Origin of the sequence: Candidatus Avoscillospira sp. LCP25S3_F1, from assembly GCF_052117125.1 — a bacterium.
GTDB lineage: Bacteria > Bacillota > Clostridia > Oscillospirales > Oscillospiraceae > Avoscillospira_A.
The window spans coordinates 1-24,904 of record NZ_JBQKJT010000014.1 but is presented as its reverse complement, the minus strand read 5'-3'; the positions used below and the strand labels follow the sequence as shown (position 1 = coordinate 24,904).

Below are 24,904 nucleotides of genomic sequence, written 5' to 3'. Positions count from 1 at the left end.
GTGGAAAGGAGGCCACCCATTGCTTGAATTGATCTTCCAGGGCTTTGCCGAATGGCTCTACGGTCTGATCCTGGAGTGCTGGGAGCATTTTTCCTCCTCCCTGCTGGACATTATGAGCATGGACTTTGCCTACTTACAGGAGCAGATTCCCATTCTTTCCGTCATCCGGCAAATTCTGCTGGCGGCAGGATGGGCGCTGCTGCTGGGCAATCTGGTATTTCAGGCTGCCAGAACCATGATGACCGGCATCGGCTTTGAGGGCGAAGACCCCAAGCTGCTGTTCACCCGTACCTTCGTCTTTTCCTTTCTGCTGCTGGCCAGTCCCCAGATCTGTCAGATCTGCCTGGACCTGACCTCCACGGTCATGGAACTGTTGGATACGCCGGATGTAGCAGAAATCTCCCTGTTGTCGGAGTCGGCCTTTGACGGTCTGGATGCCGCGTGGCTCCTGGTGATCCTCTGCGGCATTATCGTCATCGTCCAGTCCTTTAAGCTGATCCTGGAACTGGCGGAACGATATCTGATTCTAGCCATGCTGACCATCTGCGCCCCCTTGGCCTTTGGCGTCGGCGGCAGCAGAAGCACAGCAGATATTTTCCAAGGCTGGTGCCGGATGTACGGTTCCATGTGTTTCCTCATGGTGTCCCATGTGATCTTTCTGAACCTGCTGCTGTCGGTCCTGGCTGCTGCACCCAGCGGTCTCAGTGTGCTGCCCTGGATGGTGCTCATCCTCTCCATTGTTAAGGTAGCGAAAAAGTCCGACGCCATTATTACCCGCATCGGGCTGAATCCTGCCATCACCGGCGATTCTCTGGGCCGTGGGTTCCCCGGTGCACTGACATATATGGTTCTGCGAAACGTGTCGTCCCATGTGACCAAGGCAGCAGCCAGTTCTGTAGCTGGTCAAGGTCCCGGCCGCAGCGGCGGCACTGCTCCAGGCGGCTGTCCGGTACCACCCCGGGACAACGGCCCCAGCGGCGGCAGTTCCGGAGCTGTCCTCAACAGCCATACCTCTGCCAGTCAAACCCAGTCGCAGGTACATTCCGCCTCGGCCCAGCAGTCCGGTCAAACCACTCAGGCCAGCACACAGACCTATGCGGCAGCTACGCAGCAGACCAGCAATCGTACCCAGGCCAATACCCAAGCGTATACGACCGCCACACAACAAAGCAATCAGAGTATGTGCGCCAACGCACAAGCCGCAAGTCAGTCTCAAACCAGCCATACCCAAACAAATCGTACCACCCCGACAGCTGGAGGTGGGGTCGCTGCCCCCTTCCAAACCACGCCCAGCAGAAACAGTGCCGTGCCGCCCGGTGTCCGCCGTTCTCCCAGTCATGTGCCGTCTCCTCATTCTGCTGGTGCGGCAAGAACGCCGGCATCCGTCGTGCAGCACGGGGATGTGGTTTCCAACGGACCGGTGGTACAGCCGCCCCAGGGCAGTTCCACAGCTGCGCCGTCCTCTGCCGCTTTTGCGCCCGGTCATCCCGTCAGCCCTCCCACCCCAGGGAATTCCAGGGAGACCCGATCCAATCGATACACGGCCTCCCACACTGCTGCTCATCGGGAACAGGTCAGCAGCATGACAACTGCAATCCATGGAGCCGGTACCGCATCCTCTCCATCCTCTGCCGTATTTGCCGCACCGCCTGCTGGGTCTGCTGTTTCCGGTCGTGTTAACACGCCGGTTTCACCACATACCTCGGCCAGCCCCGCTCAGGAAACACGGTTTACCCATCACCACACAGAACACAGCGCCGCATCTCCGCAGGAACCCGGTGCTGCCACCCCATCCATGGCTTCTGTCCCCGGTATGGCTCCGCCGCCCAGCCGCCGCACCCAGGCCGATCCCAAAGCAGACCACCGCAGTGTCCTCTCCACCGTCGAACCGGCACAGGCACAGCCATCTGGCCCTGCTGTCAGCCACACAACAGCACCTCCTGTCGCAGGACAAGCTCCCAGAGCCTCAACCCGACAAACGGCTCGGCAGGAACGACCGTCCCGCGCTGCTTCGCCGCAGAGTTCTCCGCAGTCACCTGTCAAACCCTCATTCGCAAGTCGCAGTGGCAAACCGGCTGGTGATACGTTCCGGCAACCGCCAACGGCCCAGAATCGTCCCCCTCGGCCGGCAGTAGTCCCTGATACCGCGAAGCCCTGGAAGGAACAGCCTGCCAAACAGCCCACTCGCCAAACATCCAGCAAGCCGAACCGTGCTCCAGGAGGTGAGCGCCATGGGAGATAATCATTTTGGCCGCAGTATGGGAGAGCGGTTGATGAGCCTGGCCCGTGTGGCCCGCGGCGCCATCGTGGGCGGCATCAAAGGTGCAGCGGTAGCAGCCGCTGTGGAAGCCGCCCCCCGTCTTGGCAAGATTCTGATGGTACTCCTTGTAATTGTCCTGACGCTTCCCATGGTCATTTTCACCGCCATTCCCAATCTGTTTTTCGGTTATGGCAGTCTCCGAGACCCCTGGATTCTGCAGATGACCGAAAAAGCCCTGGCTGTGGGCGATGCCTATCTGAGCCTGGACATCCTGGAGGACACGAAAATCGATGCCATTGTCACAACTCTTATGGATTACTACGAAACCGCCGGCACCATCATCGACAAAGTCAATATCTTTCACAGCTTCCAGGAAGAGGACCTGCTCTGGATGATCGCCATTAACTCCGTGTCTCATCAGCAGGATCTGGCCACCATGGACCTTGCGGACATTCAGAATTTGTCCATTTCCCGGCTGACCTACACCCCTACCCTGGAGGTGCTGGAAACGGCTGGAGGTGTTTTTCAGAATATTCTGACCGTGCGCTTTGACCCGTATGACCCCGAGGCTGTCATGGAGGAACTGGACTTTGACGAGGAAGAGCGAACCTGGGCCGCCGCACTGTTTGAAACTCTGAAAGAAAGCGATGCGCTGGCGTGGTATGAATCCCAGTTTGGCCCCTTTGAACCAGACTACGACGGTGATGGTTCTTACACCGGCGGTCTGGAACACGGCGGCAGTTACGGAACCACCATCGACGTTTCCGGCTTTGTGGACCCATCCACCAAGAACAATCTGGATCTGGCCGCCTACGCCATCCAGGCCTGGGAAAACAACTGGGGCTACGTCTGGGGGACCTTCGGCCAGGTGCTGACGCCCTCTCTGTTCCAGTACAAGCTGGAACAGTACCCCGACGGTGTCGGCGGCTATGCCGATTTCATCCGGGACAACTGGGTGGGAGGACGCACCACGGACTGTGTGGGCCTCATCAAGGGCTACGGCTGGCTGGACCCTGCCGCCGGAACCATCCAGTACGGCACCAACGGTATGCCCGACTATGGCGCCGATCAGATGTACCGTTGCGCCCAGCAATACTGTACCGACTACGGCAACATGTCCACCATGCCGGAGGTGGTGGGCCTGGCCCTGTGGAAACCGGGACACATCGGTGTTTACATCGGTAACGGCTACGCCGTGGAGGCCATGGGCACCACCTACGGTGTCGTCAAAACTCAGGTGGACGGCCGCGGCTGGTCCGGCTGGTGCAAAATTCCCTTTATCAACTATTTGGAGGTGGAGTAAATGGTCACTGTCACACGACTGCGTCTGATTCGGACGCAATATCACATTCCCCTGCCCGCCATTGCCCGGTATACCGGTTTTTCCGTCCAGCATTTGAGCCGTCTGGAGCTGCAGGCTATCCGTCACAGCCGCCGCCATGAAGCGCTGGTCACAAAAGCGCTGGGCCGCTGGATTCAGTACCACAAAAGCGAAATCGCACAGCTGGAGGAAACATACCGCCAATATGCGGGCCGCCTGCTGGAGCCTGTGGAGGTGCCGAGCGATGCACCATGAAATCTACTACATCCCAACCAATTTCACCGACGCCGGGCGGGTCATGGGCGTCTTTGCTATCCGCAATCTGGTGGAAGCCGTTCTTCTGACTCTGCCGGTCCTCTACCTCTGTCTGGCCTTTCTGCCCCTGTCTCTGACACCCAAGGTGGTGGTGACCCTGTTTCTCATCGTCCCCCTGGGCGGCTTTGGACTCATCGGCATCAGCGACGACAGTCTGACCCGTTTTCTGGCTATCTGGTGGAAATGGCGCCGCCACCGGCGGCGGATTACCTATCGAGGGGAGGTGAAAAAATGAAGCTGAAAGAACTGATCCTGGGCGGCAGCGTGCGGGATTTAGGCCGCGGCGGTTCCCAGTATCGGGACAGCATCCAGGCCTGGCTGCCAATCAAGAACATTCTGGGCGGTGTGGTCATCACCAAGGACAATCGTTTTGTAAAGATCCTGGAAGTGCTGCCGGTGAATATCTATCTGAAATCCCCTGCCGACCGGCAGAATATCATTTCTGCCTTCGCCGCCTATCTCAAGATCGCACCGGACAGCATGAAAATCGAGGTACGGACGCTGCCGGCGGACACCTCCGACTATGTGGAGCGCATGCGCCAATACGCAGAGAAAGAGGAAAACGACTACTGCCGTCAGATGATCGAGGACAACATCCAGGAAATCGGTCTCGGCATCGCCAATGATGCCATCCGCCACCGGTTTTTTATTTCCTTTGCCTACGAGGCCCATATGAAGGCCCGGAAGAATACCGTCCGGGATATCATTGTGCGGCTCAACGAGGAGGCCGACACAGCCCGGCGCTATCTGGATCTGTGTGAACTGGAGGTGCTGGAGCCCCGGTACGCCGACGACTTCACCCTGAAGCTGCTGTACGAGATCATCAACAAAGAGACCGGCCATCGTGTCAAGCTGCCCGAAGGCGTGTTTGACATGACCACGGCGGTTCATGGAATCTATGAGGAGTGACGTCATGCAGAAAAAACGACCGGCCAGGGCTGCCGCCAAAAAGCCCGCGGCCAAGAAGAAGCCAACCCCCAAGGAACCGAAGCAGCCCCTGTTCAAGCAGTTGCTGTTCGGCGAAGAAAAACCGGATCTCTCGGAGCTGGAAACCGGCTCCACCACCATTCTCGACATTCTCTCCCCCACCACGGTGGATACGAAAAGCCGTGACTATGTGGTGGTGGACGGCGTGCTCCACGCCTATCTCTACGTCACCGGCTACGGCTATTCCACCACCGTGGGCTCCTGCTGGCTGGCTCCTCTGGTGGAGGCTGGTGAGGGCATCAGTCTGATTTTCCACTGCAGGCGGCAGCCGCGGGAAAAGATTCTGGCCAAGATCTCCCAGACCACCATGGTCAACCGCAGCCGCCTGCGGGATGTGGGCGATACCCGGCAAGACTACGAGGAACTGGATAGCGCCATCCATTCGGGCCTCTATCTCAAGGATGTGATGAATCGGCAGGGAGAGGACTTTTATTATATGTATACCCTCCTGGAAGTGACCGCTCCCGACGCGGCTCTGCTGGAGCAGCGCGTTACCGCTGTGGAGAAGCTGTGTGTGTCTGTGGATATGATCGCCCGCCGCTGCGATTACAAAAACGAGCAGGCCTTTCTCAGCGCTCTGCCCCTCCTGGACCTGGATGCCGACCTGGAGCGCAAGGCCCGGCGCAACGCCCTCACCAGCAGCATTGCCGCCGCCTTTCCCTTCGCGTCCTATGAGCTCAGCGACCGCAACGGCATCTTTCTGGGACTGAATCTCTATAACCGCTCTCCGGTATTCCTGGATTTCTACGACGACTACAAGTACACCAACGGCAACTGCTGGATCGGCGGCTCCTCCGGCGCCGGCAAAACCTTTGCCCTTCAGTGTCTCGGCGGCCGTCTCCGGCAGCAGGGCAAGCGGGTCATTTTCATCGTTCCCAAAAAGGGCCACGAATTCCGTCCCCTGTGTGAGCAGCTGGGCGGCCGCTATCTGCGGCTGTCCCCCTCCTCCCGGGACTGCCCCAACATTATGGCCATCCGCCGGAAGTCCCTGGACACCTATGCGGGACTGCGGGATCTGGCCGTCCGTGATGACTCGGTGCTGGCCGATAAGATCTCCCGCCTGATCATCTGGTACTCCCTGCAGAAACGGGACTTGAGCGACGCCGATAAAAACCACCTCGATTCCTCTCTGGTGGAGTGCTACCGCCGGTACGGCATCACGTTTTCCAATGAGTCTGTGGTGGATGAAACGGGCGCTTTCCGCACCATGCCCATTCTGGCCGACTGGTACGATGTACTGCTGCAAAACCCCGACACCAAGCACCTGGCGGTGGTCCTGGCCCGGTATGTCACCGGTTCCGCCTCTGCCATGGGACAGCGGAATGACATCGACCTGGACAACAAGTACATTGTGCTGGACACCTCCGGCATGCCCGACGATCTCATGCTCCCCGGCATTTTCTGGGCCACCGATGTGGCCAATGATCTGATCCTGGGCTCCGGCACCGACCTGTCGGCCCTCATTGCCGACGAGCTGTGGAGCCTGGTGGGCGCCAGCTCCAATCCCCTGGCCGCCGGGTTTGTGCTGGAGATGGTCAAAACCATCCGCGGCCTGGGCGGCATCGCCGTCACCTCCACCCAGGGCATGCAGGACCTGTTCGGCCTGGAGGGCGGCAAGTACGGCAAAGGTATCCTTGATTCCAGCCGCATCAAGCTCATCATGCAGATGGAGGAACAGGAAGCCCGACTGATCCAGGGCGTCCTCAACCTTTCCGAGGACGAGGTGCGGCAGATCACCCGGTTCCGCCGGGGTGAAGGACTGCTGTGCATCGGCTATAACCACGTCCCCATCGCTTTTCACGCTACGACCCGGGAATACAACGCCATCACCACCTCGCCCACGGATCTGCGGGCCAGACGGAAAGGAGACGCTCCATGCGACAGTTGAAACAGGACATGACACGGGTGCAGATGCTGGTGGGAGACGCCCTGGTCCAGACCGGCGGCCTTATGGCCGTGGCCGACGGTGTACCGCTCAGCGCCCCCAAATTCCAGAAGTCATTGGAGCGGACCATGGAGCTCTTTGAGCAATCCACCCTGGAACTGCGGCAGCTGTGTGAACGCCATATGCCCGGTCTGGGGTACTACGGGTCCCGGTCCCAGCTGCCGGCTGTCTCTGTGACCGGTTCCGTGGATCTGCTTCACGGCTGGCTGCACATTCGGCTGAACACCCTGCTGCCCCACTGCCGCTACCAGACGCCCGCCTGGCTGTCGGACACCATCCGGCGGCTGCTGGATGACTACGAACAAAGCGGCGGTGTTCTCCCCCATCTGGAACAGGCCCTGCTGGTCATTGACGAACACAGCGACGTGGAGGGCCGTCACATTTTCGACCAGGACAACAAGGGTTGGAAAACCGTCAGCAACGCATTGAAAGGACGGCTGATCCTCGATGATGACCAGTACACATTGGGGGTCGCATTGCTGTCCCGCCGGAGTCAGGCGAATGTCTGCCATATCTTTCTGCTCGACCCCAAAGACAGCGGTGATTTCTTTATCGGATACTTCAATCACGGTGCAGAAACGTACTTTTACCACAACCATTGGACAGCCGACACCCAACAGAACCACACCCATTTTTAGGCCAATGGTACATCTCAGACAGAAATCCAGAGTCTGTTGGGTATGGGTGCTTGGAATCCCCTCTATTTTCAAGGGCTTACACCAGTTCACCCCGGCAGATACTGCCCGGCAATCTGTTCCTGCGTTGCAACCAACAGATTGGTGGGCAATACAGCCTGTGGCACCTGCCGAAATTGTTCTTGCGCCGGCAGCGGCGCAAGGGCGGTTTCGGCGGGGCCCAGCCCCCGGTCTGGGGGTGATCCGTCCATGATGTTCAGCCTCCGGGATGTAGAGATTCTCCGGCTGGTGCAGTGGTCTCAATATGCGTACCCCGCTGATCTATGTACCATTGCAACGGAAACGGAGCTCTCCAATCTGCTGTCGCTGAGTCTTTTGAAGTTTCATCCGTCCAGCGGCTCTTTGGTGCTGACGCAAAAGGGAACCAAATTGCTGCAATGTGCTTTTCCGGGCAGCGACCTGCTGCTCGCTCCCTCCTATCATGCGGATGCCATCCAGCGGCGGCTGCGGTTATCCAAAGTTCTGCTTACATCTTACGGTGCATCCCTGCAGGTATTTCTCAACGACCCCCATCAACTGCGGGAGCCCTCCACATTCTTTCTGACTGCCATTGCACGCACCCGTGGGCGCAATCCCTGGGGCAGCACCCGAGTGGCCGCCCTGTGCCATCTGGGTGACTGGATCTGTGCCATGCACTATGTGGCCCCCGATATTGGCCCTGTGCATCTTCATGACGAATCCATGGCCTTTCTGAATCATGCAGCACAGCTGTCCATAGCACAAAAGGCATTTATTTTCTGCGGCGCCTCTTACCAGGATATCTGTGCCGAGTTAATGCTGCAGCAGGATGCCGCCGCAGCTGCTCCCCATTCCTACAGCGCTGCCTACGCACAGACTCCCTACCCGGTCTTTCTGGTCCCCTGCAATCGCACCGGTATGATCCAGCTGCGGTTGCTGGCCATTCCCCGTTACCGGGAGGCACTGAGCCGTGCGGCCCTGCAGGGACAGTACCAACCGCCCGACAATCCCCTGTGGGATGCCACGTTCCAGGGACTGCCCTTTCTGGTGGCTGTGGACATGGATCTGCACCGGCTCGATGCCGCCATTGCGGCAGCGCAGGAACGGGGCTTCCCCTCCGTTGCCATGGTAGCATTGGCAGAGCAGGCCGAAGCCGTCCTCCACACCCGCTATCGGGACACGGGCCTGGCCCGAGTCTTTACTCTGACGGAGGAGGCCCTTGCGTCGGTGCTGGGGCCAGACCCCATTCCCTACCGTCCCCCACAGGTTCCCTATGTCACAGAGAAAGGAGCGTATCTCCATGCCCCGCTTATCCAAACTGCTGGAAAAACTGGAAGACCGCGTGGAACGCCGCTGGGGTAGCTGGGCGGCTCGCCATAAGATCCGGCTGCACACCCATCTGCCCCTGTTCCTGATCGTCGCCTATTTCTACGGCATGTTCCTCAACTCCTTGAAACTGGGCATTGCCGCCACATTCCACACCGGCGAGGAAACCGTGGAAAGTATCTGGGTATTCAACCCCTTTCGCAACCTGCTGGTGCTGGTCACCCCCTTTGGGCTGGGTGTCACCGCCGTGCTGGCGCTTCTGGTCTGTCTCATCACCAAAAAGGGCTATCTCTGGTTTTCCGGCTACAAGTACACCCGGGACCCCCGGGGCTTTGATATCCTGCCCGATGCCACCCACGGCTCCTCCGGTTTCCTCACGGAAGCCGAGATGCGGACTTTTCTGGAATTGGGCAGCGTCAGTGAAGTCCAGGGTATGATGCTGGGCAAACACAAGCGCCATGCCGGTGACCCCGACCGGTACGATCTCTACGCCGCCCACACCATGCGGCCTGGTGACAACAACAATCTCCTCTGCATCGGCGCTCCCGGCACCGGCAAAAGCCGCGGCTTTGTCCTGCCGTTTCTTCTGGGCTGCGCCCGCCGGAAGGAGTCCGTCTATTGTGTGGATCCGAAGGGCGAGCTGTTTGAAAAGCTGTCTGTCTACTTCCGGCAGCAGGGCTATTACGTCAAGGCCATGAACTTTCTCGACATGGAGCACTCCGACGGTTGGAATTGCCTGTACGGTTTGGAACGGGAGACCCAGCTGGTGCAGACCGTGGCCAACACCATCATTCAAAATACTTCCGGCGCCAAAGAGGCCGACGACTTCTGGAGCCGTGCCGAGCTGAATCTGCTCATGGCGCTACTGCACTACGTCTGCAATCTGCGGGATGAACGCGGCGAGCTGCTGCCCATTGAGCGGCGGAGCATTGGCGAGGTCTACCGGATTATTGCCAACGAGAGTGTTGAAGCAATCAACCGGAAATTGGCCGCCCTGCCGCCGGACCACCCAGCCCGGGGCCACCACGGCCTGTTCCTCAAGGCGAAAGAAAATCTCTGGGGCAACATCATCATTGGACTGGGCAACCGGCTGGCCATCTACCAGAATCAGTTGGTAGACCAGATCACCCGGGACCACGATATCGACCTGACACTGCCAGGCAAACGGCCCTGCGCCTACTTCGTCATTATCTCCGCCCAGGACAGCGCCTACCGCTTTCTCAGCTCCCTGTTCTTCTCCCTGGCCATTCCGCAGTTGTCGGACTACGCTCGGCTCCACTGCCCCAATGGGCGGCTGCCGGTGCTGGTCAACTTCTGTCTCGACGAATACTGCAACATTGGCTATATGGAAGGCATGGCCGATGCCCTCAACAGCATCCGCGGCTTCAATATGAGCTGTCAGATCGTGGTCCAGAGCCTGTCCCAGTGGCAGGAAAAGTACCCGGGCAAGGAGTGGGAGAATCAGTTGGCCACCTTCAACCAGACCCTTTACATGGGCTGTAACGACCTGACCTCTGCCAAGTACATTTCCGAAAAATGCGGCAAGGTCACCATTGCCGTCACCAATAATCAGATGCCGCTGATGCCCCTGTTCTCCCCCATTTACAGCAGCACCCGGCCCTACTCCCAGACGAAAAGCAACACCCAGCGGGATCTTATGCAGCCCGATGAGGTACTACGCCTCGACAACAGCCGATGCATCGTCCTGTTCCAGGGCCACAAACCGGCGCTGCTCTACAAGCTGACGCCGGAGGAGATCCCCGGCTTTGATACGTTGGAGCCATGCCGCGTCATTGACTACATCCCCCAGTGGCGGCAGCGGCAATCTCCCCCCGAACCGACGGCACAGCCCCAGAAGCCGGAACCGCCTGCACCGCCACCGCCCACACCCGAAGCCACCCCATCCTACGAGATCCCCACCATACGATTGGAGGGTCTTGGTATGGTGGAGACGCCCAGGAGTGTAGTCTGCGGCGACGACGAACACAGTTAACTAACAGAATGGAGGCACACCCATGAGGGCTGCACAAATGAAGGAACGTCCAGGATTTTCCCTTATGAAACAGACGGACATTCAATCGCTTTTCTACATGAAACTGCCCCGCTGGCTGTTCTTTGACCCCCGTTACGCCGACCTGAGCCTGGAGGCTAAGCTGACCTACACCTTTCTACTCAACCGCTTCCAGCTCTCCCGCCGCAAAGGCTGGGTCAATGAACACGGCGAAGTCTTTGTCATCTATCCCCGACTGACCCTGGCCAGGGAGCTGCGTATCTGTGAGCAGCGAGTCACCGCCGCCTTTCGCCAGTTGGTAGAACAGCAGCTGGTGTGGGAAAAGCGCTGCGGCCGCGGCGAAGCCAATCAGATCTACCTGGCCCAGGTGCAGCCCCATGAGGACCCCAACTACAGCTGTGCGCCTTTCCTCAGCCCGGAAGAGGACAGCGCCCTGGAAGGCGCTGTTGCAGAACCGCAGGATCTGCCGTTCCAGAACCACGGAATCTGCGGTTCAAGAACCACAGATTTGGAGGTTCCAGACCCGCAGAATCTGCGGCCAAGTAAGAAAGAACAAAGAAAAAAAGAACAGAGTCAGGATCCTGTCTGTCCGTCTGTGTTACCGGAGACTGATGACGACCAGGAGCTGAGTGATATTCTGGCCAACTGTGAGCTGGACAGTCTGGACCCGGCTCTGGCCCAGGTGTTTGAAAACGCCATCGAACGTTTGTTCTATTCCGACTCCTACCGCATTGGCAACGCCACCCTGCCCCAGAAACGGGTGCGTTCCCGTCTCCATCTGCTGACCCCGGTCATCCTCTGCGACGTGGCTAACAAACTGGCCGCCAATCTGGATCAGCCGGTGAAAAACTCCACGGCCTATGTCATGGCCACCCTGTTCAACTACATCAGCGAATGCCACAGCGATCTCATGGTGGACCCGTATCTGAACCGGCTGCGGGCGCCACCCAATCGGAGGTGAAATCCATGTTTCTTTCCCTGCAGCAGCGATACATTCTGGATCTGCTGCATCAGCTCCACTACGCCAGAACCGACCAGCTGCACACACTGGTGCAGGAACGGTATCGGGCAGCGCTCCCCGGTTATACCCGGGCCAGGACCGATGCCATGCTGCGTCAGCTGCGGGGCTGTATCCCCTATTTCCGCATCCAGAATGACATTGCCAGTCTGTCTCCGGTAGAACCGGACTCTCTCTACCTGGAGGCCATTGACGTCATGCTGACACTGTCGGAAGGACGGCCTCAAGGCGTGGCCCGCTCCACTCGGGCGCCCCGGATGCTGTCCTTTGTCTGGGGCCGGGAACATCTGCATCGGTTCACTGTAGCCCGGTTGGAAGAAGCCACTCCCGCCGGTCTGGCTCTGGTGAACCAGGGCCAACTGGAGCGTATCCTCTGGCTGACGCCATCCAATACCGTCCCGGATGGGCTTTCCCTGCCCCTCAATCAATTTCTCGTCATTCGCCAACCCGACGGTACCCATCGCTTTTACGGTCCGTCCACCGAACACACCTGATACAGGAGGAATGTGATTATGCTCAAAAACACACAGGAATTTCCCGAAACCATGGACAAGGAACTGTCCCCGCTCCCTGCCAACACCGAGCAGTTTCATCTGGAAGAAGCGGAAGACCCGGAACCCCACAAAAGCGACCGACAGCTGTTCTATGAGCTGCACTTTTCTGAACTGGACCGAGATCTGACGCCGGAAGAACGGCAGGAATGGAACTCTATCTATGCTTCCTACCGCGGCCGCTCCTCGCTGCGCGGCATCATTATTGGCGTTGATCAGCATTCTGTCAAAAGGTGGGACCGCCAGACAGGAGAATCCCTGACAGAGACCATGTACTGCGCCATTGTGATCCCCTATCGTATCCGGGTTGTCATCCCGGAAACTGAACTGTGGGTAGAGGGTTCCGAGCGACCCCAATATGTGCTGCAAAACATGGTAGGGGCCACAGTGGACTTTATCATCATCAAGGTGGAGCGTGAAGCCGGCTTCGCCATTGGCTCCCGTCGGCTGGCCTCCCTGGCCAAGCGGCGCTTTCTCTCTCGCCGGCCGGCTCTGCATCAAAAAGATGCCCGTATCACCTGTCATGTGCTGGCCGTCGGTCCCCGCCGTTGCCTGGTGGACTGCTACGGCTACGATCTGGACTTGCGCCAGCGGGATATGCGTTATACCCCCACACCGGACCTGCGGGCTCAGTATCATCCCGGCACCGATCTGGACTGCATCATCAAAGAGTTCGATGCCGACCAACAGCACCTGGTCATCTCCGTTAAGGAGGCCACTGTCAATCCATTCGACGGAGCCATGGAACGCCACCCGGAGGGCAGCCGCCGTATGGCCACCATCTCCGGTAAATATGGCGGCGGTGTGTTCTGTAATCTGCCGGATGAAACCGTGTGCCTGTGCAATTACTCCTACCAGCATGAGGATTCGGAGTTCCAGATTGGAGATACGGTGATTCTTGTCATCCAGCGGCATGATTTGGAGAAGAAGCTGATCTTTGGAAAGATTCTGACACTGTGGTGTACAGAGCGGTAATGGAGGCATAAAAAACGTAACCGTCAAACCCGGTACAGCAGAAGAGTAGTCGTCATACCAGCAATCCGCTTCCAGGTTTGACGGTTACGAATACAGGACCGGCTGCGCCGATCTCGTATTCTTTGTATATGGCATTGTAAATTTCGTAATGGGCTTGTTGTATTCACGTCCCTGCTGCATTGGAAACCATGGTAATAACCGGTGCCGCACCAGAGTCGGAACACACCAGCATGATAAGGCCGCCAAATAGCAACCCTGCAATCAGCACAGCGCCAAGCACCATAATCATTTTCTGTCGGCGCAAGGGGCAACCAGCAAACCAACGCTTTCCTACCGACGTCAATCGCAGGCAGTAAAGCGCAATTGCAATAATCGCCGCACCACAGAGGCAGATCACGCTTATAGCAGTGCCTCCCGTTTGCGCCGGAGCCGTTTCTGATGCCACGGTATCGGATAGTTCCGGTGTCTGCATTTGAATGGGTGTGACTTCATAGAGCAGCATAAACATCCTGTACAGCAGTTCGGCACTTTCTGCGCAAGTCATCTCCCCCTGGGGGACCAGCATACCGCCACCTTCGATGAGTCCAAGCTGCTCGGCCAGAGCGATATACTCCATGGCCCATTGGGAAATCTGATCACGGTCGCTAAAATTGCCGTACTCATTCAAATTTTCCGGCAATAAATAGCCCTTTTTCTCTACCAGCGTACGGGCGCAGAATGCAATGGCCTGTTCTCGGGTAACCGCTCGGTCACCGGCAAACAGGTTGTTGCCGATACCCTCAGCAATACCCGCTTCAAAGGCAGAAGCCACATAGGGATATTCCGATCCGTCTTTCGGCACATCTGTGAAAATACAGGTGGCATCCCGATCCAGCGCGTAAAACATACCCACCAGCGCTTTGGCAAAATCATAACGGCTGAAGATGCTATCGGGATAGAAATTGCCGTCCTTCACCTGGAAAAAACCCTTGGACACCATGAATCGGATGATCCGCTGCTGTTCCTCTGTCAGTTGGCCAATGTCTGTAATCTCCACTGTGTTTTCGACTACCTGATATAGACCGCTCCACTGGGTGGAAAAAAAGATCAAGCCGCTGTTGGCATCATACTGCCCACCCCAATTATCATGATTGCCGTTATACTGCAGCTCCACAGAGGCAAGGGGCGTCTGTGCAGGAAGGTAGAGGGTGACAGGGATGGGGCTTCGTGTGATTTCTGCACCCGTTCCATCCTTGAAGTTCAGGGAATAGATATCGTTTTGGCATCTGATAGAGAAGCGTACCGGTGTATTGGACGGGAGCGCATCCATCTGAATACTGAAGCCCACCCCACTGTGATCCAATACAACCCGCAGGGTTTGCATCTCCTGCAACGCAGATAAAATATCCGGCTCCAGTTCGACCTCAATGGGCTTTCCCCAATCCAGCTGTGTGGCAAATACTCGGATAGTCACCTGCGGCATACGGTTTAGTGTAACGTTGTATTTGTCCAACAGCGATTCGGTTCGTTTTAAAAGTTCAGACAGCTCCGCCGCAATCGTTTCCATCTGTTTTAGACCGAGCACAACCCGATTCTCTTCCGTAGCAAGCTGGGTAAATACGGCGTTCTCGTACATAACCTGAATATACTTCGCCGTTTCTAATTTCCCCTTGTCATTGATTGGTTGGCCATCCAGCCCATCCAGCTGCTCCTCCAAATAGTCCAGATACTCTTTTTTTGTCCCAAATGCGGCAATTACCGTATAGTCGTACCGGGTATTGGGTTCAAGGATACGAGCCTTGAGCGCCGCCACTTCCGCGGCTACGGGCATACCCTCTCCAAGCGATAAAATCTGATAGGGCAGGGTAGCGCCTTCCGGACTTTTCTGAAGCAGCATATGGTAGAGGCCATCATAAAAACATTCTTCGCTCTGATCCATCCCCGTCAGGTAAGCAGCGTAAATCCCGTCCCCCAGATCGGATACGGCGCTAACCGGAGACGCAGAGTAATGCCCGCCCATTGGAACCATCACATTAGCAGCATACCAGTGCTCATCCTGTCCCTTCAGCGGAATATAGGTATCCTTGTAAAAGTGTTCATAGATGGCATCTACGTCAAAAGCCGAACCAAACAGGGCCTGGCATACCTGGGCCAAGGCCGCATCGTCTGTTTGATAGATACCAGCAAAGGATGTATTGCCCTTTACAAGCTGTTCCGCCCGGGAAGCAGACTCTGGCTCAAGCGTTTGGATAAACGCATCCAGGGCTGCCGGATCCCCGGGTGAGACCACCGGGGTCCCCGAACCGTCCCGCATACCGGGATCTGCCCACCAATCAAACATTCCCTCTGCCTGCGGAACGTCTCCCACAGAAAGGTCAAAGGGGGCATTGGTAAACAACGCGTCCCACACAGCAACCGTATCTGCCACATCTTGAAAGACGGGATCACCAGGATGCAACAGCTGCGCGCCCTGATCCGCCGCCTCCACAATGGCCTGCAATGTGTCCTTGACCTGCTCTGTAGGCATAAAATTTGAATAATATCCCTGCCCACTGTTGGAGATCAGCGGGTTTGTTAAATCTGCGCCGTAGGCTTTGGCGCCTTCAATCATCTGGGTCAACGGGTCGATATCTGGTCGTAGCCCCTGTAACTCTCTTGCAGTTCCAGTGTGGCTGATTATCTTCCCCGTGGCATCGGTGTAAGAGATCGTCACCTGTTCGTCGCTTTCGGAAGCAAACATCGAATCGGTATAATTAAAAAACCACTTGTTTAGTGTAGTCATCTGGCCATTTTCATATCGGTAAAGCGTAGCATATGCCTCTCCAAATGTCATTGAATTAGCACCAATATCGTAAAACTCCCCCACATAGGGCGGGTCGATCAGAATGGTACAGGGACGGCTTGTGCTGTCATACCCGCCGCCGAAGGAAAGCGACTCTCCCTCGGCCGAGCGGATCACGCCCTTGCCCTTCCAAATGCCAGGGGCGAAATCAAGCGGGTTCGGCCGGTTGTTGTCATACATATAAAGTTCACCGTCCCCGTCGCCATCTAAATCGATGAGCCAGGTATCCAGAGGCCACGGGTCGTCGCTATATCCATTTTCCTCCTCCCAGCGCACTATCTCTGCAATTTCCTGCTCCCGCTGTTCAATCGCATTCAGATAAGCCCGGGCCGTTTCCGGAGAGACGGCATAGTCCCCGGACTTTGCATTCTCTAATTGCTTCATCCGTTGAGCTGATAAGTTGAGCCCGTCCAGATTTGCGGCTAATACAGGCAGGTTACCCCCCAATAGTCCAGCGCACAGCAAGGCCGCCAGACCGCTTCTCTTCCAGTTTACCATATATGTGCTTCTCCTCTTATTTAATCGTAATTTTTAATTTCTCTCCATAGTCTGTTCATAGTTTTTATAGAACATCGTCGCCAGCATTACTCATTTTCTGCGCCGCTTGCAATACCATATCAGACCCGCAGCGACGGCCAGCACACCACCGCCCACGGCAACAACTGGCAACATAGAGACGGTTGTATCTGCCTCATAGACCCGCCGGTTTTCATCGGCAGATTCTGCCTTCAGGTCCACCATCGGCGTTTCGTACAGCAACATAAAGAGCCGATAGAGCATTTGCGCTGCCTCTGCTCTGGTGACTTCACCCTGTGGCTCCAGCGCTCCGCCGCGATCTACCAACAATTCTCGTACAGCCAACGCTGTCGTATCTTTGGCCCAGTCGGAGATAGCCTCGGCATCGGAGAATTGCAAATACTCCTCCGGTGTCTCAGGGTAGAGATAGCCACGATAGTCCACTAGGGTCCGGCTGCACAGAGCGATAATCTGCTCCCGCAGCACCGGATTCTCTCCACGGAACGTCTGATCCTCATAGCCCTGAATGATGTTCCGTTGTTCACCCGAAGCCACATAAGCATAATACGGCGATTCTGCCTGTACATCGGTAAAGGAAGAAGTTAGACTGCGATCCAGGGCAAAGAACATCCGTACTAATGCTTCGGCAAACTCATAGCGGTTGAGCGTTGCATCGGGATAAAAGTTGCCCGAATCATCCACCGCAAAATAGCCTTTGGATACCATGAAGGTGATGGCAGCAGCTGTTTCTGCGTCAACATCCTGCAAATCCTGGACTGACACAGCATTGTCTATCACCTGATATGTACCGGAGTAAGGTGTGGTAAATTGCACGGTTCCATTGCGTGCATCATATTGACCGCCCCAGTTATCCGATGTACCGCCATCATAGGTAGCCAGCACCGTAGCGGTTTCTGTGGAAGCGGGTAGCGTAAAGGTAACGCCCGCAGGCAACTGGTCAATGGGAGTGCCGTCCTCCTGACTGTAGGTGATGGAGTAACCTGCCGTCTCCTGCTGCACCTGTACAACCAGTGTATCATACTGCTCCATCAGCTGCTTCCATGCAGATTGTTCTACGGTGATGGAGTGTTGGCCGCTGCCAAAAATCAGCTGTACACCGTCGGTTTCTTCCGAAGCTTCCATACTTTCCCGATCCAGTACCAGCTGAATGGGCTGCTCCGGCTCCCATTTGGGACAGTAGATCTGCACTGGTTCAGAAAGTGTCTTATTCAGAGTGATATCCCCCAGCGCCTCTTGCAGTTGAGTCTTCATCGTCTCCATGGCCGACACATGTTCTGCTATGGTTTCCGCAGGCAACCGCAATAAACCGCCAGTCCAGCTCATGGCAAAGGAACCGCTGTCTGCCGAAGCAGCTTCAGTATAGGAGGCCAGCAATTGCTTGGCGGCATCGTTGATGGCGGTACCGTCAATTTGTTCCAGAGCCTGCTTCAGATAAGCTACGGGATCATCACCGGCTTCGTTGTAATCCAGGTTAATGTTGGGAGTGGCCGCAGCCTCATCCACATAAGATTGCAGCGCAGCCTGTGTTGCAGGCTCCGCATGGGACTCCACCATCCGATAGCCCAGCAGATTCTGCCGCAGGAGGACACCACCGCAGGCAGAGCCGTCCGCATCATAATAGACAGCATAATAAAGGTCGTTGGACAGATCGTACAGGCCGCCCAGGGTACCTGGAACCTGGCCTTCGGCCGCTTTCTCCAGCAGCCCTCGCTGCGTGGCGGGCAAGGTTTCCAGGATTTCCGGGTAGTCGTAGGACACACCAGTCAAAAGTTCCGCATACTCCCGAAGGGTGGCGGCTGCGGCTTTGCCGTCCCGCCAGTCGCCGTCTATGGAACAATCTCCTGCACTTCCCTGAGAAATAGACATGCCATAAAGTTTTTGGCGTGTAAATGCTTCTTTTGTAACAATTGTTCCGTTCAGTAAATATAAATTATATGACGAGGCACCGCCCGGCTCCCAACCGTATGATTCAATATTGGCTTCCGGTGCTGCCCATATTTCATATGTATATTCAAAATTTGGATGCTGTCGAATGGTAAATGGGGCCGGTGGGTGCAAATTCTCATCTCCATAGCTGGGGGAATAACACTGTAAAAGGCCGTCTGTACGCTCTACCAGATAGGCACCGTATACCAGTCGCTCTGCGCTGTACTGGAGGCTTCCACTTTGAATGCTGTATTCAGTGCCAAGGTAACTCCCCATGGAATCACCTCCGCCCAATTCAAAATAGAACTTCCCATCTGCTGTTGTAAAACAATACGAAAATGACATGCAGGATGGTTTGGAGATAGAGGGATGCTTATATAGATCATCGACAACAAGTTGCTCTACTGTTTTGCCATTCCATTGCCACATGCTCAATTTTGTTTCCTGCGTTGGGCCCATAATGGAAGAACTCTTCCAATCCCTTACAGTAGAATATCGACGGTCAATACCTATGTATCCTGTGATTAGAATTGGCACTCCATCGCCGGCAGGTTCGGCCAGCAGCGCAAATAGCTGATGCTCCTTTCCAATCTGAATTTGGGAGTCCTCTATCAGCCCATCCAGGTTACTTGGCAAGCGTTCCAACACTTCTGCATAGGCATTGGCCTGAGCTGCGCTCATTTTGCAGAGATTTCTCTGCCCAAAATACGGCAACTGGTCCAGCAATTCAGAAACTGAACGAAAGTCTGTAATTCCCATATCATGCAGTGATGCCGCAAGATTTTGGTATTGTGTGTCGTTCAGCCATGTGCTGTATCCTGTATTGCTTCCCGCTGGTGAAGATGTAGCATATTGTTCCGAAATGGTATATAGCTCAGTTATATTCTCTGTTTGTGGTATAGATTGATTACTTGCATTTAGAAATACATTATATTCAGTAGGATAAGCAACTTGTTTCCACGGAGTTGTATTAAAATCATAATCATATCCGTCTACACTTCGTGCAAGCACTATTTTCTGGCCAATTTCTGCTATAATTAGTTTGGCCGTACTCCATACCTGAGTAGAGTTTTCTTGGATTAGGCAAGGTTCCAGAAATTCCTGAATCTCTCCATTAGCATACTCATAAACAGCAGCCATAAGGTTAAAATCCCAGTCCTCTCCCGTTGCCTCCTGCCATACTACTACAAGCTCTGAATTACCATCTTCGGAAAAATCCCATTGGCCAACATAGATTAGGCTGCTTGGGACATTTACTGAATCCGGCTCTGTAATGTATCCAGGCATTATAAATTCGATCTCGGGTGTTACTTGCCGCACTCCATAGTTTCGGACATACTCCTGTACCACTTCCCGGTAGGCTTCTTCACGGGTTTGGGTCACGGCAAGCGAGTCTAGCTGCGGTATGTCCGTAGTTTCTAAATTCTCCAGTTCTTCTTCCGTTGTCTCCGTTTGCGGCCCGGTGATTACCGGGCCGTCGGAGTTGCCGCAGGCCGCCATGCCCCATAGCATGGTAAGCGTCAGAAAAAGCGCAACCGTTCTTTTTATCATGTATCGTTTCCTCTCTGTCTCTGCAAAACATTCCCAACTTACGACTGTAATACCGCATAAACCTGCTGCGAAATCTCCACAATTTTGGCGGCTGCTCCACCGTCTGTATAGGGATCATTACAGATTACACAAATAATATAGTCCCTCTCCGGTCCCAGCACGATACCCACATCACCGCAGCTTAGCCCCGACAGATCGCCGGTCTTGTGAGCAACTATCGTATCGCCTGGAACACCAGCCGGTATGCGGTTGTTGACCTGCTGCCCCTTCAAATGTTCCAGCATCGTGGCGGAATACTCCGCATTAACACACGTTCCGGTATAGATTGCCTTCAGTATAGCTGCACAATCCGCAGCAGAAACGTAGTTCTGTAATCCGTTATCATCCAGCATCAAACGGTTGAGTTCCGTATGCTCACAGCCCAACGACTTTGCAAACGCATTGACAACCGCCATACCCTTTGCCGCATCGCCGCCGCCCAGGAGCTTTGTCAGACGGTTAGAAGCGCTGTTGTCGCTAATGGTAATCATGGAATGGACATCGGCATCCACCTGGGATTCGGTCAGCATCCCGGCCTCCACCTGCTCATAAACGGCGCCCATAATAAACAGTTTTATGAGGCTGGCCGATACCATCTTACCGTCTGCCGGCAGCTGATGCGCAGCAGAGGCAATCTCACCGGTGGTCAGATCTTCCACATAAACATCCCATCGGCTGGACAGTCCCTCCAATGCGGTATCCAACGCCTGCTGCAGTGCGCTATCCGTCTGAACAGGCGCATTGCTGTCCTCTTGCCCGGCAAAAAATTGATCAAGGCCGTTGGCCATGCCCTCCGCCAATTTTTGCTGATATGCAGCAGTAGCCAGATTATGGTCTTCTGTCTCATTGGTCATATATCCCATTTCTACAATAGAAACCGGAACCTGCGCATGATTGATTCCGCTCATGGTATCCGTTTCCCACACTGATTGCCGATTGGCGCCGGTGGCCTCCACCATGCCATCCAGCAATGCGTCGGCCAGGGCGCGGCTTTGTGGATACAATACACTGTTATACGGATTGCCCGGCGTCATACACAGCGTCATAATACCATTCACAGATGGGTCTTCCGAGCCATTGGCATGAATGCGGATAAATGCATCTGCTCCAGCCTCATTGGCCATGGCTGCCCGCTCCATATTGGAAATGGAAACGTCATTGGACTCCCGGATCATCAGCACTTCATAGCCGCGATCTTCCAATTCTTCACGCAGCAGGGTAGCAACAGTCAGATTGAGCTCATACTCTGCCAGCCCGGTAAACCGGCCCTGTGTGCCGCTGCTGACCTTGGCCTTTTGCTCAGAAGCACCGGGACCGATGGGCTCCGTGCTGTAGTCTCCCTTAGCCTGATGGCCGGCATCTATGGCAATCAGATGTTTCTCCGGTTCCGGTATGATCGGCTCCTGTGCCTCCGGCTCCTTCGATAGTCCAACTTCTTCTGGCTGGGACACAGGGTTAGGTTCCACCACTTCCGGCTCCAATAGAGGCAGCTCCGGCACTCGAGATCCCATCTCCAGAATCTCCGGCTCTGCCGGATGACAGCCTGCCAGCCAACAGCACAGGAGCAAAATACTGCTGAAAATGCCAATCCTTTTTCTCATAGCAACCTCATATCTCATGTTAATAGTATGACCCGCCAAACTTCTCCTTTTCATATTGCTGGAGTAGCTGGACATTTTTCAATTCATAGTCGTTAAAATAGCTACTGGTATTCCGGTCAAAAACCTGCGGCTCGATTGTGCCTTGATACCAGTCCTTTTCTTCAAAATAAGTGGCAATCTCTTCCGTTGTAAATATTCTGCCATGGCGGGCATATATCTCATTTCTGGCAAGACAGCATTCTTGATGGGTTAGAGATTCCAAATCCGCTTCTGTCAGATAGCGCTGATTGCTGTCCGGCAAAATATAGTCATCCTGGGGTTTTTCACTGGTAAAGCGTTCTCCATCAATATAGAGTACACCGGATTCCGTAGCCAGAATCTGCAAGGTATGCCGTTGCTCTGATCCCCTTCGGACAAACTCACCATTCAAATCCGTAGTGATACCGTCACCATCAAAGGACACTAGGTAACATTCCTCATCTAACGAACACGCCTCACCCTGGTCGTTATACCACTCCCCCTGGAAATACTGCGGCAGTGGCGTATAGGAGAGGTTTGTCTCTGTCTTGCCCGGGTCTGGCACCTCCGGTTCCGTAGGCGACTCTATGGCAACATTCTCCGTAGTGTTTTCGCCGGTCTGGCTTTGTTCCGTATTCATATTGTTCAGCAAATCTGCAGGATACTTAAAATCCTCAAATTCGATCCGTTTAACACTGCCTGGCAGCAGTCCTGTGGTAAAGTCAGCCGTTGTAGACAGTTCAAAGATATCGCCGTTCACATCGAGCTCGTACTTACAGACCACATCCTCATACTCCAGCTCCAGCAAGCCCCAATCCGGCAGCTCTGTTGGAAGCTGTACCTTGGCCGTGGCGGTAATTGGATCATCTGCTCCCAGATCAGACTGGATCTGCTGCGCGACCCAGTCGCAGGCTGCTGGGGACGAAAGGGCGGATTCCGGCAACTTATGGGGTAAATAGTATGCAAAAGTGGCCACTCCCGCAGCAACAATCAGCACAGTACCTATACCGCACCCCAAAACCCATGGTTTTATACCGGGTTTATGATGTGCAGCCTGTGCTGCCTCTGTGGATTGCGGCTGCGGATTCACGGAATCGGATGCAGCACAAGGCGTCCCACAATTACCGCAAAATTTCTCTCCCTCTTGGATAATCGACCCGCATTTTGTACAATATATGCTCATAATGTTCCCTCTTTCTTCATATTCTGTGGTCAAAAATGAAACCACTACCCAATGTTTTATATCAGGAAATACAAATTCCCTTCAATCTGCAAAAATAAGTCTCAATAATAGGCCTTGTCTGAAAAGGAAGAGTTACGCATCAACGCAAGTAGATGTGCAGCTTTGATTTTCAAGCAAGGCCATATGTATTATCTCAAAGTATCACTATCAATTTTTTCTCAACAAAAACGCCACAAGTCCAAAAATCGCAAGAGCTATAATATTAATTAATTCTGTAACACGGTAAAAGTTTATTCCTTCTGAATAAATATTTATAATTGTGCTGGCTATTAATAGGAGAGTAGGGCCCCACAAACAAATTACACTCGATAAATACTTTTGCTGAATTATAAACAAAACGCCCAGCAGTGCAAAAGCGGGAATACCTTGAATCAAGCCATAAAAAATTCCTAATATAAGGCCATGTGTAGTTATGCCACCAATTACAAACAGAAACGCAACAACCCCTAAAATCCATGTTAAAAAAGTTAAAATAACGGCAACATAAGAATTTCTGTAAAGCGCTGATTCTACCTGTTCCATAACTGTACTCCATGATAGGTTCATGTCATTGCGTTCTGCGCGATGGATAGCTTCCTGATATGCGGTTTCCGTATAATGGCTTATCTGGCCAGCGTATTGCCGCGCTGAATCAGAAACGGCCTTACTTGCCCTTTTTAATTCATCCCGTGTATCCGAAACACCAGTTACCAAAGAATCTGCGAAGCTACTCATGTTCTCTTTTAACGCATATCCTTGTGTTTCAATGTTTGTATGTCCCACCAGTACATTTCTACTGTAAAATGCCGCTTGTTCTTCCCGTGTAATAACTTTAGCGCCTATCGGCCAGAGCAGAAAGACACAGCTTTTCGCAAGGACAACGGCGTACGGGATGCCAATGATTGTTATACATGCAGCAATGATTAGCGCCAGATTAAGAATTAAATATAAAATGCCAAATGGTAACCATATAATATTGGCGATTGTTCCAAACACACGGCGTACCAGTGATACATTTTCTTTACCTTTTATAAACGTTTCTCTAACCATCACCTTGCCAAATGGAAACGCCATCAGTTTAGCGTATTGAAATAATGCCTTTCCAATGGGAATTCCAATGATTGTTATGCATGCAATAGCGCCAATAAGTCCATGCAAAATGCAGCTCCACCAGCCTATAAAAATAAACCATAAAAGATTGCCTAGCGTTCTCATAATGATTTATCTCCCTTTTCAACTCTGCTTCCGCAAGCATGACAAAAATTAACATTCGGCTTAAGGGCCGTACCACAATGGCTGCATACATTTACATTGTTTACATTTTCTGTTTCCTGTAGCAGAAGTTCAGAAAGTCTTACGCCACATTTATTGCAATACAGGCTGTCCAGTGACAATGTATTACCACAACTATCACATTTTCTAAGCCCTTGCATTGCCAGTTTCTTCTGCTCATTGACTTCCCGTTCCTGCATAATTTTACTATATTCCTCCAAAAATCTTTCGTATTCTGTTCCTTTAATAGACTCCATTGAATTTTGCTGTACAAAAATATTACCAATCTGCACTAGAATAGCCGTCCGTTTTTTCTCTATCTCTACCAGTTGCCTCTCCAGTTCTGCTATCTGCGTAGAGCCATTTACCTTTTTATGTTCCTCTGAAGCAGATCGATTTTTAGTGTCAAACAAACCCATATTCTCTTTCCTCTCTTTTATTATTTTAAGGCAATACCGCACAGAAAAGTAGGCGCGATACTGCCAGAAGTGATATAATAAGACCATGGATAAACAGATGACAATGTCTGCGCTTAGTGATGAGTTGGCGCAGGTA

The 24,904-nt window shown here is 54.1% G+C and carries 19 protein-coding genes; 12 read left to right on the top strand and 7 right to left on the bottom strand.

What is annotated here, in order from left to right:
* The first annotated feature begins 19 nt into the window (after positions 1 to 19).
* Genes ACTQ33_RS12690 through ACTQ33_RS12660 form a run of 7 tightly spaced genes read left to right on the top strand, consistent with a single transcriptional unit; the run spans position 20 to position 7,466 of the window.
* Positions 20 to 2,242 (top strand): hypothetical protein, encoded by a 2,223-nt coding sequence (locus ACTQ33_RS12690; RefSeq protein WP_441464972.1) that lies wholly within the window; start codon positions 20 to 22, stop codon positions 2,240 to 2,242.
* Positions 2,232 to 3,563, top strand: coding sequence for a hypothetical protein (locus tag ACTQ33_RS12685; protein ID WP_441464971.1), 1,332 nt, complete (start codon positions 2,232 to 2,234; stop codon positions 3,561 to 3,563). The genes ACTQ33_RS12690 and ACTQ33_RS12685 overlap by 11 nt, the downstream gene beginning before the upstream one ends.
* Positions 3,564 to 3,836 (top strand): hypothetical protein, encoded by a 273-nt coding sequence (locus ACTQ33_RS12680; RefSeq protein WP_441464970.1) that lies wholly within the window; start codon positions 3,564 to 3,566, stop codon positions 3,834 to 3,836.
* Positions 3,826 to 4,131: a PrgI family mobile element protein gene (locus ACTQ33_RS12675; RefSeq protein WP_441464969.1), complete on the top strand. Its 306-nt coding sequence runs from the start codon at positions 3,826 to 3,828 to the stop codon at positions 4,129 to 4,131. Before ACTQ33_RS12680 ends, ACTQ33_RS12675 begins: the two co-directional genes overlap by 11 nt.
* On the top strand, positions 4,128 to 4,805 hold the full coding sequence (locus ACTQ33_RS12670; protein WP_441464968.1) for a hypothetical protein: 678 nt from the start codon (positions 4,128 to 4,130) through the stop codon (positions 4,803 to 4,805). Before ACTQ33_RS12675 ends, ACTQ33_RS12670 begins: the two co-directional genes overlap by 4 nt.
* Positions 4,806 to 4,809: 4 nt before the next feature.
* Complete coding sequence (locus ACTQ33_RS12665; protein WP_441464967.1) at positions 4,810 to 6,771, top strand: VirB4 family type IV secretion system protein; 1,962 nt, start codon at positions 4,810 to 4,812, stop codon at positions 6,769 to 6,771.
* The gene (locus ACTQ33_RS12660) at positions 6,759 to 7,466 is read left to right on the top strand and encodes a hypothetical protein (protein WP_441464966.1); all 708 of its coding nucleotides are present in this window, start codon (positions 6,759 to 6,761) and stop codon (positions 7,464 to 7,466) included. The genes ACTQ33_RS12665 and ACTQ33_RS12660 overlap by 13 nt, the downstream gene beginning before the upstream one ends.
* An 86-nt stretch (positions 7,467 to 7,552) precedes the next feature.
* On the opposite strand, the gene ACTQ33_RS12655 is transcribed toward ACTQ33_RS12660, so the two are convergent.
* Complete coding sequence (locus ACTQ33_RS12655) at positions 7,553 to 7,714, bottom strand: hypothetical protein (protein WP_441464965.1); 162 nt, start codon at positions 7,712 to 7,714, stop codon at positions 7,553 to 7,555.
* Between ACTQ33_RS12655 and ACTQ33_RS12650 the strand changes: the two genes are divergently transcribed.
* The 5 genes from ACTQ33_RS12650 (at position 7,713) to ACTQ33_RS12630 (ending at position 13,362) form a co-directional block, all read left to right on the top strand.
* The gene (locus ACTQ33_RS12650) at positions 7,713 to 8,843 is read left to right on the top strand and encodes a hypothetical protein (RefSeq protein WP_441464964.1); all 1,131 of its coding nucleotides are present in this window, start codon (positions 7,713 to 7,715) and stop codon (positions 8,841 to 8,843) included. The two genes, ACTQ33_RS12655 and ACTQ33_RS12650, sit on opposite strands and share 2 nt — an antisense overlap.
* Positions 8,782 to 10,800 carry a VirD4-like conjugal transfer protein, CD1115 family gene (locus ACTQ33_RS12645; RefSeq protein ID WP_441464963.1) on the top strand — a complete coding sequence of 673 codons (2,019 nt, stop codon included), beginning with the start codon at positions 8,782 to 8,784 and terminating at the stop codon, positions 10,798 to 10,800. Before ACTQ33_RS12650 ends, ACTQ33_RS12645 begins: the two co-directional genes overlap by 62 nt.
* Positions 10,801 to 10,864: 64 nt before the next feature.
* Complete coding sequence (locus ACTQ33_RS12640) at positions 10,865 to 11,779, top strand: replication initiator protein A (protein ID WP_441464962.1); 915 nt, start codon at positions 10,865 to 10,867, stop codon at positions 11,777 to 11,779.
* A gap of 5 nt (positions 11,780 to 11,784) precedes the next feature.
* Positions 11,785 to 12,330: a hypothetical protein gene (locus tag ACTQ33_RS12635; protein ID WP_441464961.1), complete on the top strand. Its 546-nt coding sequence runs from the start codon at positions 11,785 to 11,787 to the stop codon at positions 12,328 to 12,330.
* An 18-nt stretch (positions 12,331 to 12,348) separates the two neighbouring features.
* The gene (locus tag ACTQ33_RS12630; protein WP_441464960.1) at positions 12,349 to 13,362 is read left to right on the top strand and encodes a hypothetical protein; all 1,014 of its coding nucleotides are present in this window, start codon (positions 12,349 to 12,351) and stop codon (positions 13,360 to 13,362) included.
* Between the two features lie 163 nt (positions 13,363 to 13,525).
* Here ACTQ33_RS12630 and ACTQ33_RS12625 read toward each other — a convergent pair whose 3' ends face one another.
* From ACTQ33_RS12625 to ACTQ33_RS12600, 6 genes are all read right to left on the bottom strand, one after another.
* Positions 13,526 to 16,681, bottom strand: coding sequence for an S-layer homology domain-containing protein (locus ACTQ33_RS12625; RefSeq protein WP_441464959.1), 3,156 nt, complete (start codon positions 16,679 to 16,681; stop codon positions 13,526 to 13,528).
* 90 nt (positions 16,682 to 16,771) lie between these two features.
* A complete protein-coding gene (locus tag ACTQ33_RS12620) occupies positions 16,772 to 20,197 on the bottom strand; it encodes an S-layer homology domain-containing protein (RefSeq protein ID WP_441464958.1) in 3,426 nt (1,141 codons plus the stop codon).
* A 38-nt stretch (positions 20,198 to 20,235) separates the two neighbouring features.
* Positions 20,236 to 21,837, bottom strand: coding sequence for a serine hydrolase (locus ACTQ33_RS12615; RefSeq protein WP_441464957.1), 1,602 nt, complete (start codon positions 21,835 to 21,837; stop codon positions 20,236 to 20,238).
* 19 nt (positions 21,838 to 21,856) lie between these two features.
* On the bottom strand, positions 21,857 to 23,038 hold the full coding sequence (locus tag ACTQ33_RS12610) for a YARHG domain-containing protein (protein ID WP_441464956.1): 1,182 nt from the start codon (positions 23,036 to 23,038) through the stop codon (positions 21,857 to 21,859).
* A 207-nt stretch (positions 23,039 to 23,245) separates the two neighbouring features.
* The gene (locus ACTQ33_RS12605; RefSeq protein ID WP_441464955.1) at positions 23,246 to 24,292 is read right to left on the bottom strand and encodes a YccF domain-containing protein; all 1,047 of its coding nucleotides are present in this window, start codon (positions 24,290 to 24,292) and stop codon (positions 23,246 to 23,248) included.
* Positions 24,289 to 24,904: zinc ribbon domain-containing protein (locus ACTQ33_RS12600; protein ID WP_441464954.1), on the bottom strand; the 616-nt coding region annotated here is incomplete at its 5' end. The genes ACTQ33_RS12600 and ACTQ33_RS12605, both read right to left, overlap by 4 nt.

What these genes read in the sequence shown, in the direction of transcription:
- ACTQ33_RS12680 (WP_441464970.1), top strand. Translation starts at nt 3,564, where the DNA reads ATGGTCACTGTCACACGACTGCGTCTGATTCGGACGCAATATCACATT.
- ACTQ33_RS12605 (WP_441464955.1), bottom strand. Translation starts at nt 24,292, where the DNA reads ATGAGAACGCTAGGCAATCTTTTATGGTTTATTTTTATAGGCTGGTGG.
- ACTQ33_RS12630 (WP_441464960.1), top strand. Translation starts at nt 12,349, where the DNA reads ATGCTCAAAAACACACAGGAATTTCCCGAAACCATGGACAAGGAACTG.
- ACTQ33_RS12620 (WP_441464958.1), bottom strand. Translation starts at nt 20,197, where the DNA reads ATGATAAAAAGAACGGTTGCGCTTTTTCTGACGCTTACCATGCTATGG.
- ACTQ33_RS12635 (WP_441464961.1), top strand. Translation starts at nt 11,785, where the DNA reads ATGTTTCTTTCCCTGCAGCAGCGATACATTCTGGATCTGCTGCATCAG.
- ACTQ33_RS12655 (WP_441464965.1), bottom strand. Translation starts at nt 7,714, where the DNA reads ATGGACGGATCACCCCCAGACCGGGGGCTGGGCCCCGCCGAAACCGCC.
- ACTQ33_RS12625 (WP_441464959.1), bottom strand. Translation starts at nt 16,681, where the DNA reads ATGGTAAACTGGAAGAGAAGCGGTCTGGCGGCCTTGCTGTGCGCTGGA.
- ACTQ33_RS12610 (WP_441464956.1), bottom strand. Translation starts at nt 23,038, where the DNA reads ATGAGCATATATTGTACAAAATGCGGGTCGATTATCCAAGAGGGAGAG.
- ACTQ33_RS12670 (WP_441464968.1), top strand. Translation starts at nt 4,128, where the DNA reads ATGAAGCTGAAAGAACTGATCCTGGGCGGCAGCGTGCGGGATTTAGGC.
- ACTQ33_RS12685 (WP_441464971.1), top strand. Translation starts at nt 2,232, where the DNA reads ATGGGAGATAATCATTTTGGCCGCAGTATGGGAGAGCGGTTGATGAGC.
- ACTQ33_RS12675 (WP_441464969.1), top strand. Translation starts at nt 3,826, where the DNA reads ATGCACCATGAAATCTACTACATCCCAACCAATTTCACCGACGCCGGG.
- ACTQ33_RS12615 (WP_441464957.1), bottom strand. Translation starts at nt 21,837, where the DNA reads ATGAGAAAAAGGATTGGCATTTTCAGCAGTATTTTGCTCCTGTGCTGT.
- ACTQ33_RS12660 (WP_441464966.1), top strand. Translation starts at nt 6,759, where the DNA reads ATGCGACAGTTGAAACAGGACATGACACGGGTGCAGATGCTGGTGGGA.
- ACTQ33_RS12640 (WP_441464962.1), top strand. Translation starts at nt 10,865, where the DNA reads ATGAAACAGACGGACATTCAATCGCTTTTCTACATGAAACTGCCCCGC.
- ACTQ33_RS12645 (WP_441464963.1), top strand. Translation starts at nt 8,782, where the DNA reads ATGCCCCGCTTATCCAAACTGCTGGAAAAACTGGAAGACCGCGTGGAA.
- ACTQ33_RS12665 (WP_441464967.1), top strand. Translation starts at nt 4,810, where the DNA reads ATGCAGAAAAAACGACCGGCCAGGGCTGCCGCCAAAAAGCCCGCGGCC.
- ACTQ33_RS12650 (WP_441464964.1), top strand. Translation starts at nt 7,713, where the DNA reads ATGATGTTCAGCCTCCGGGATGTAGAGATTCTCCGGCTGGTGCAGTGG.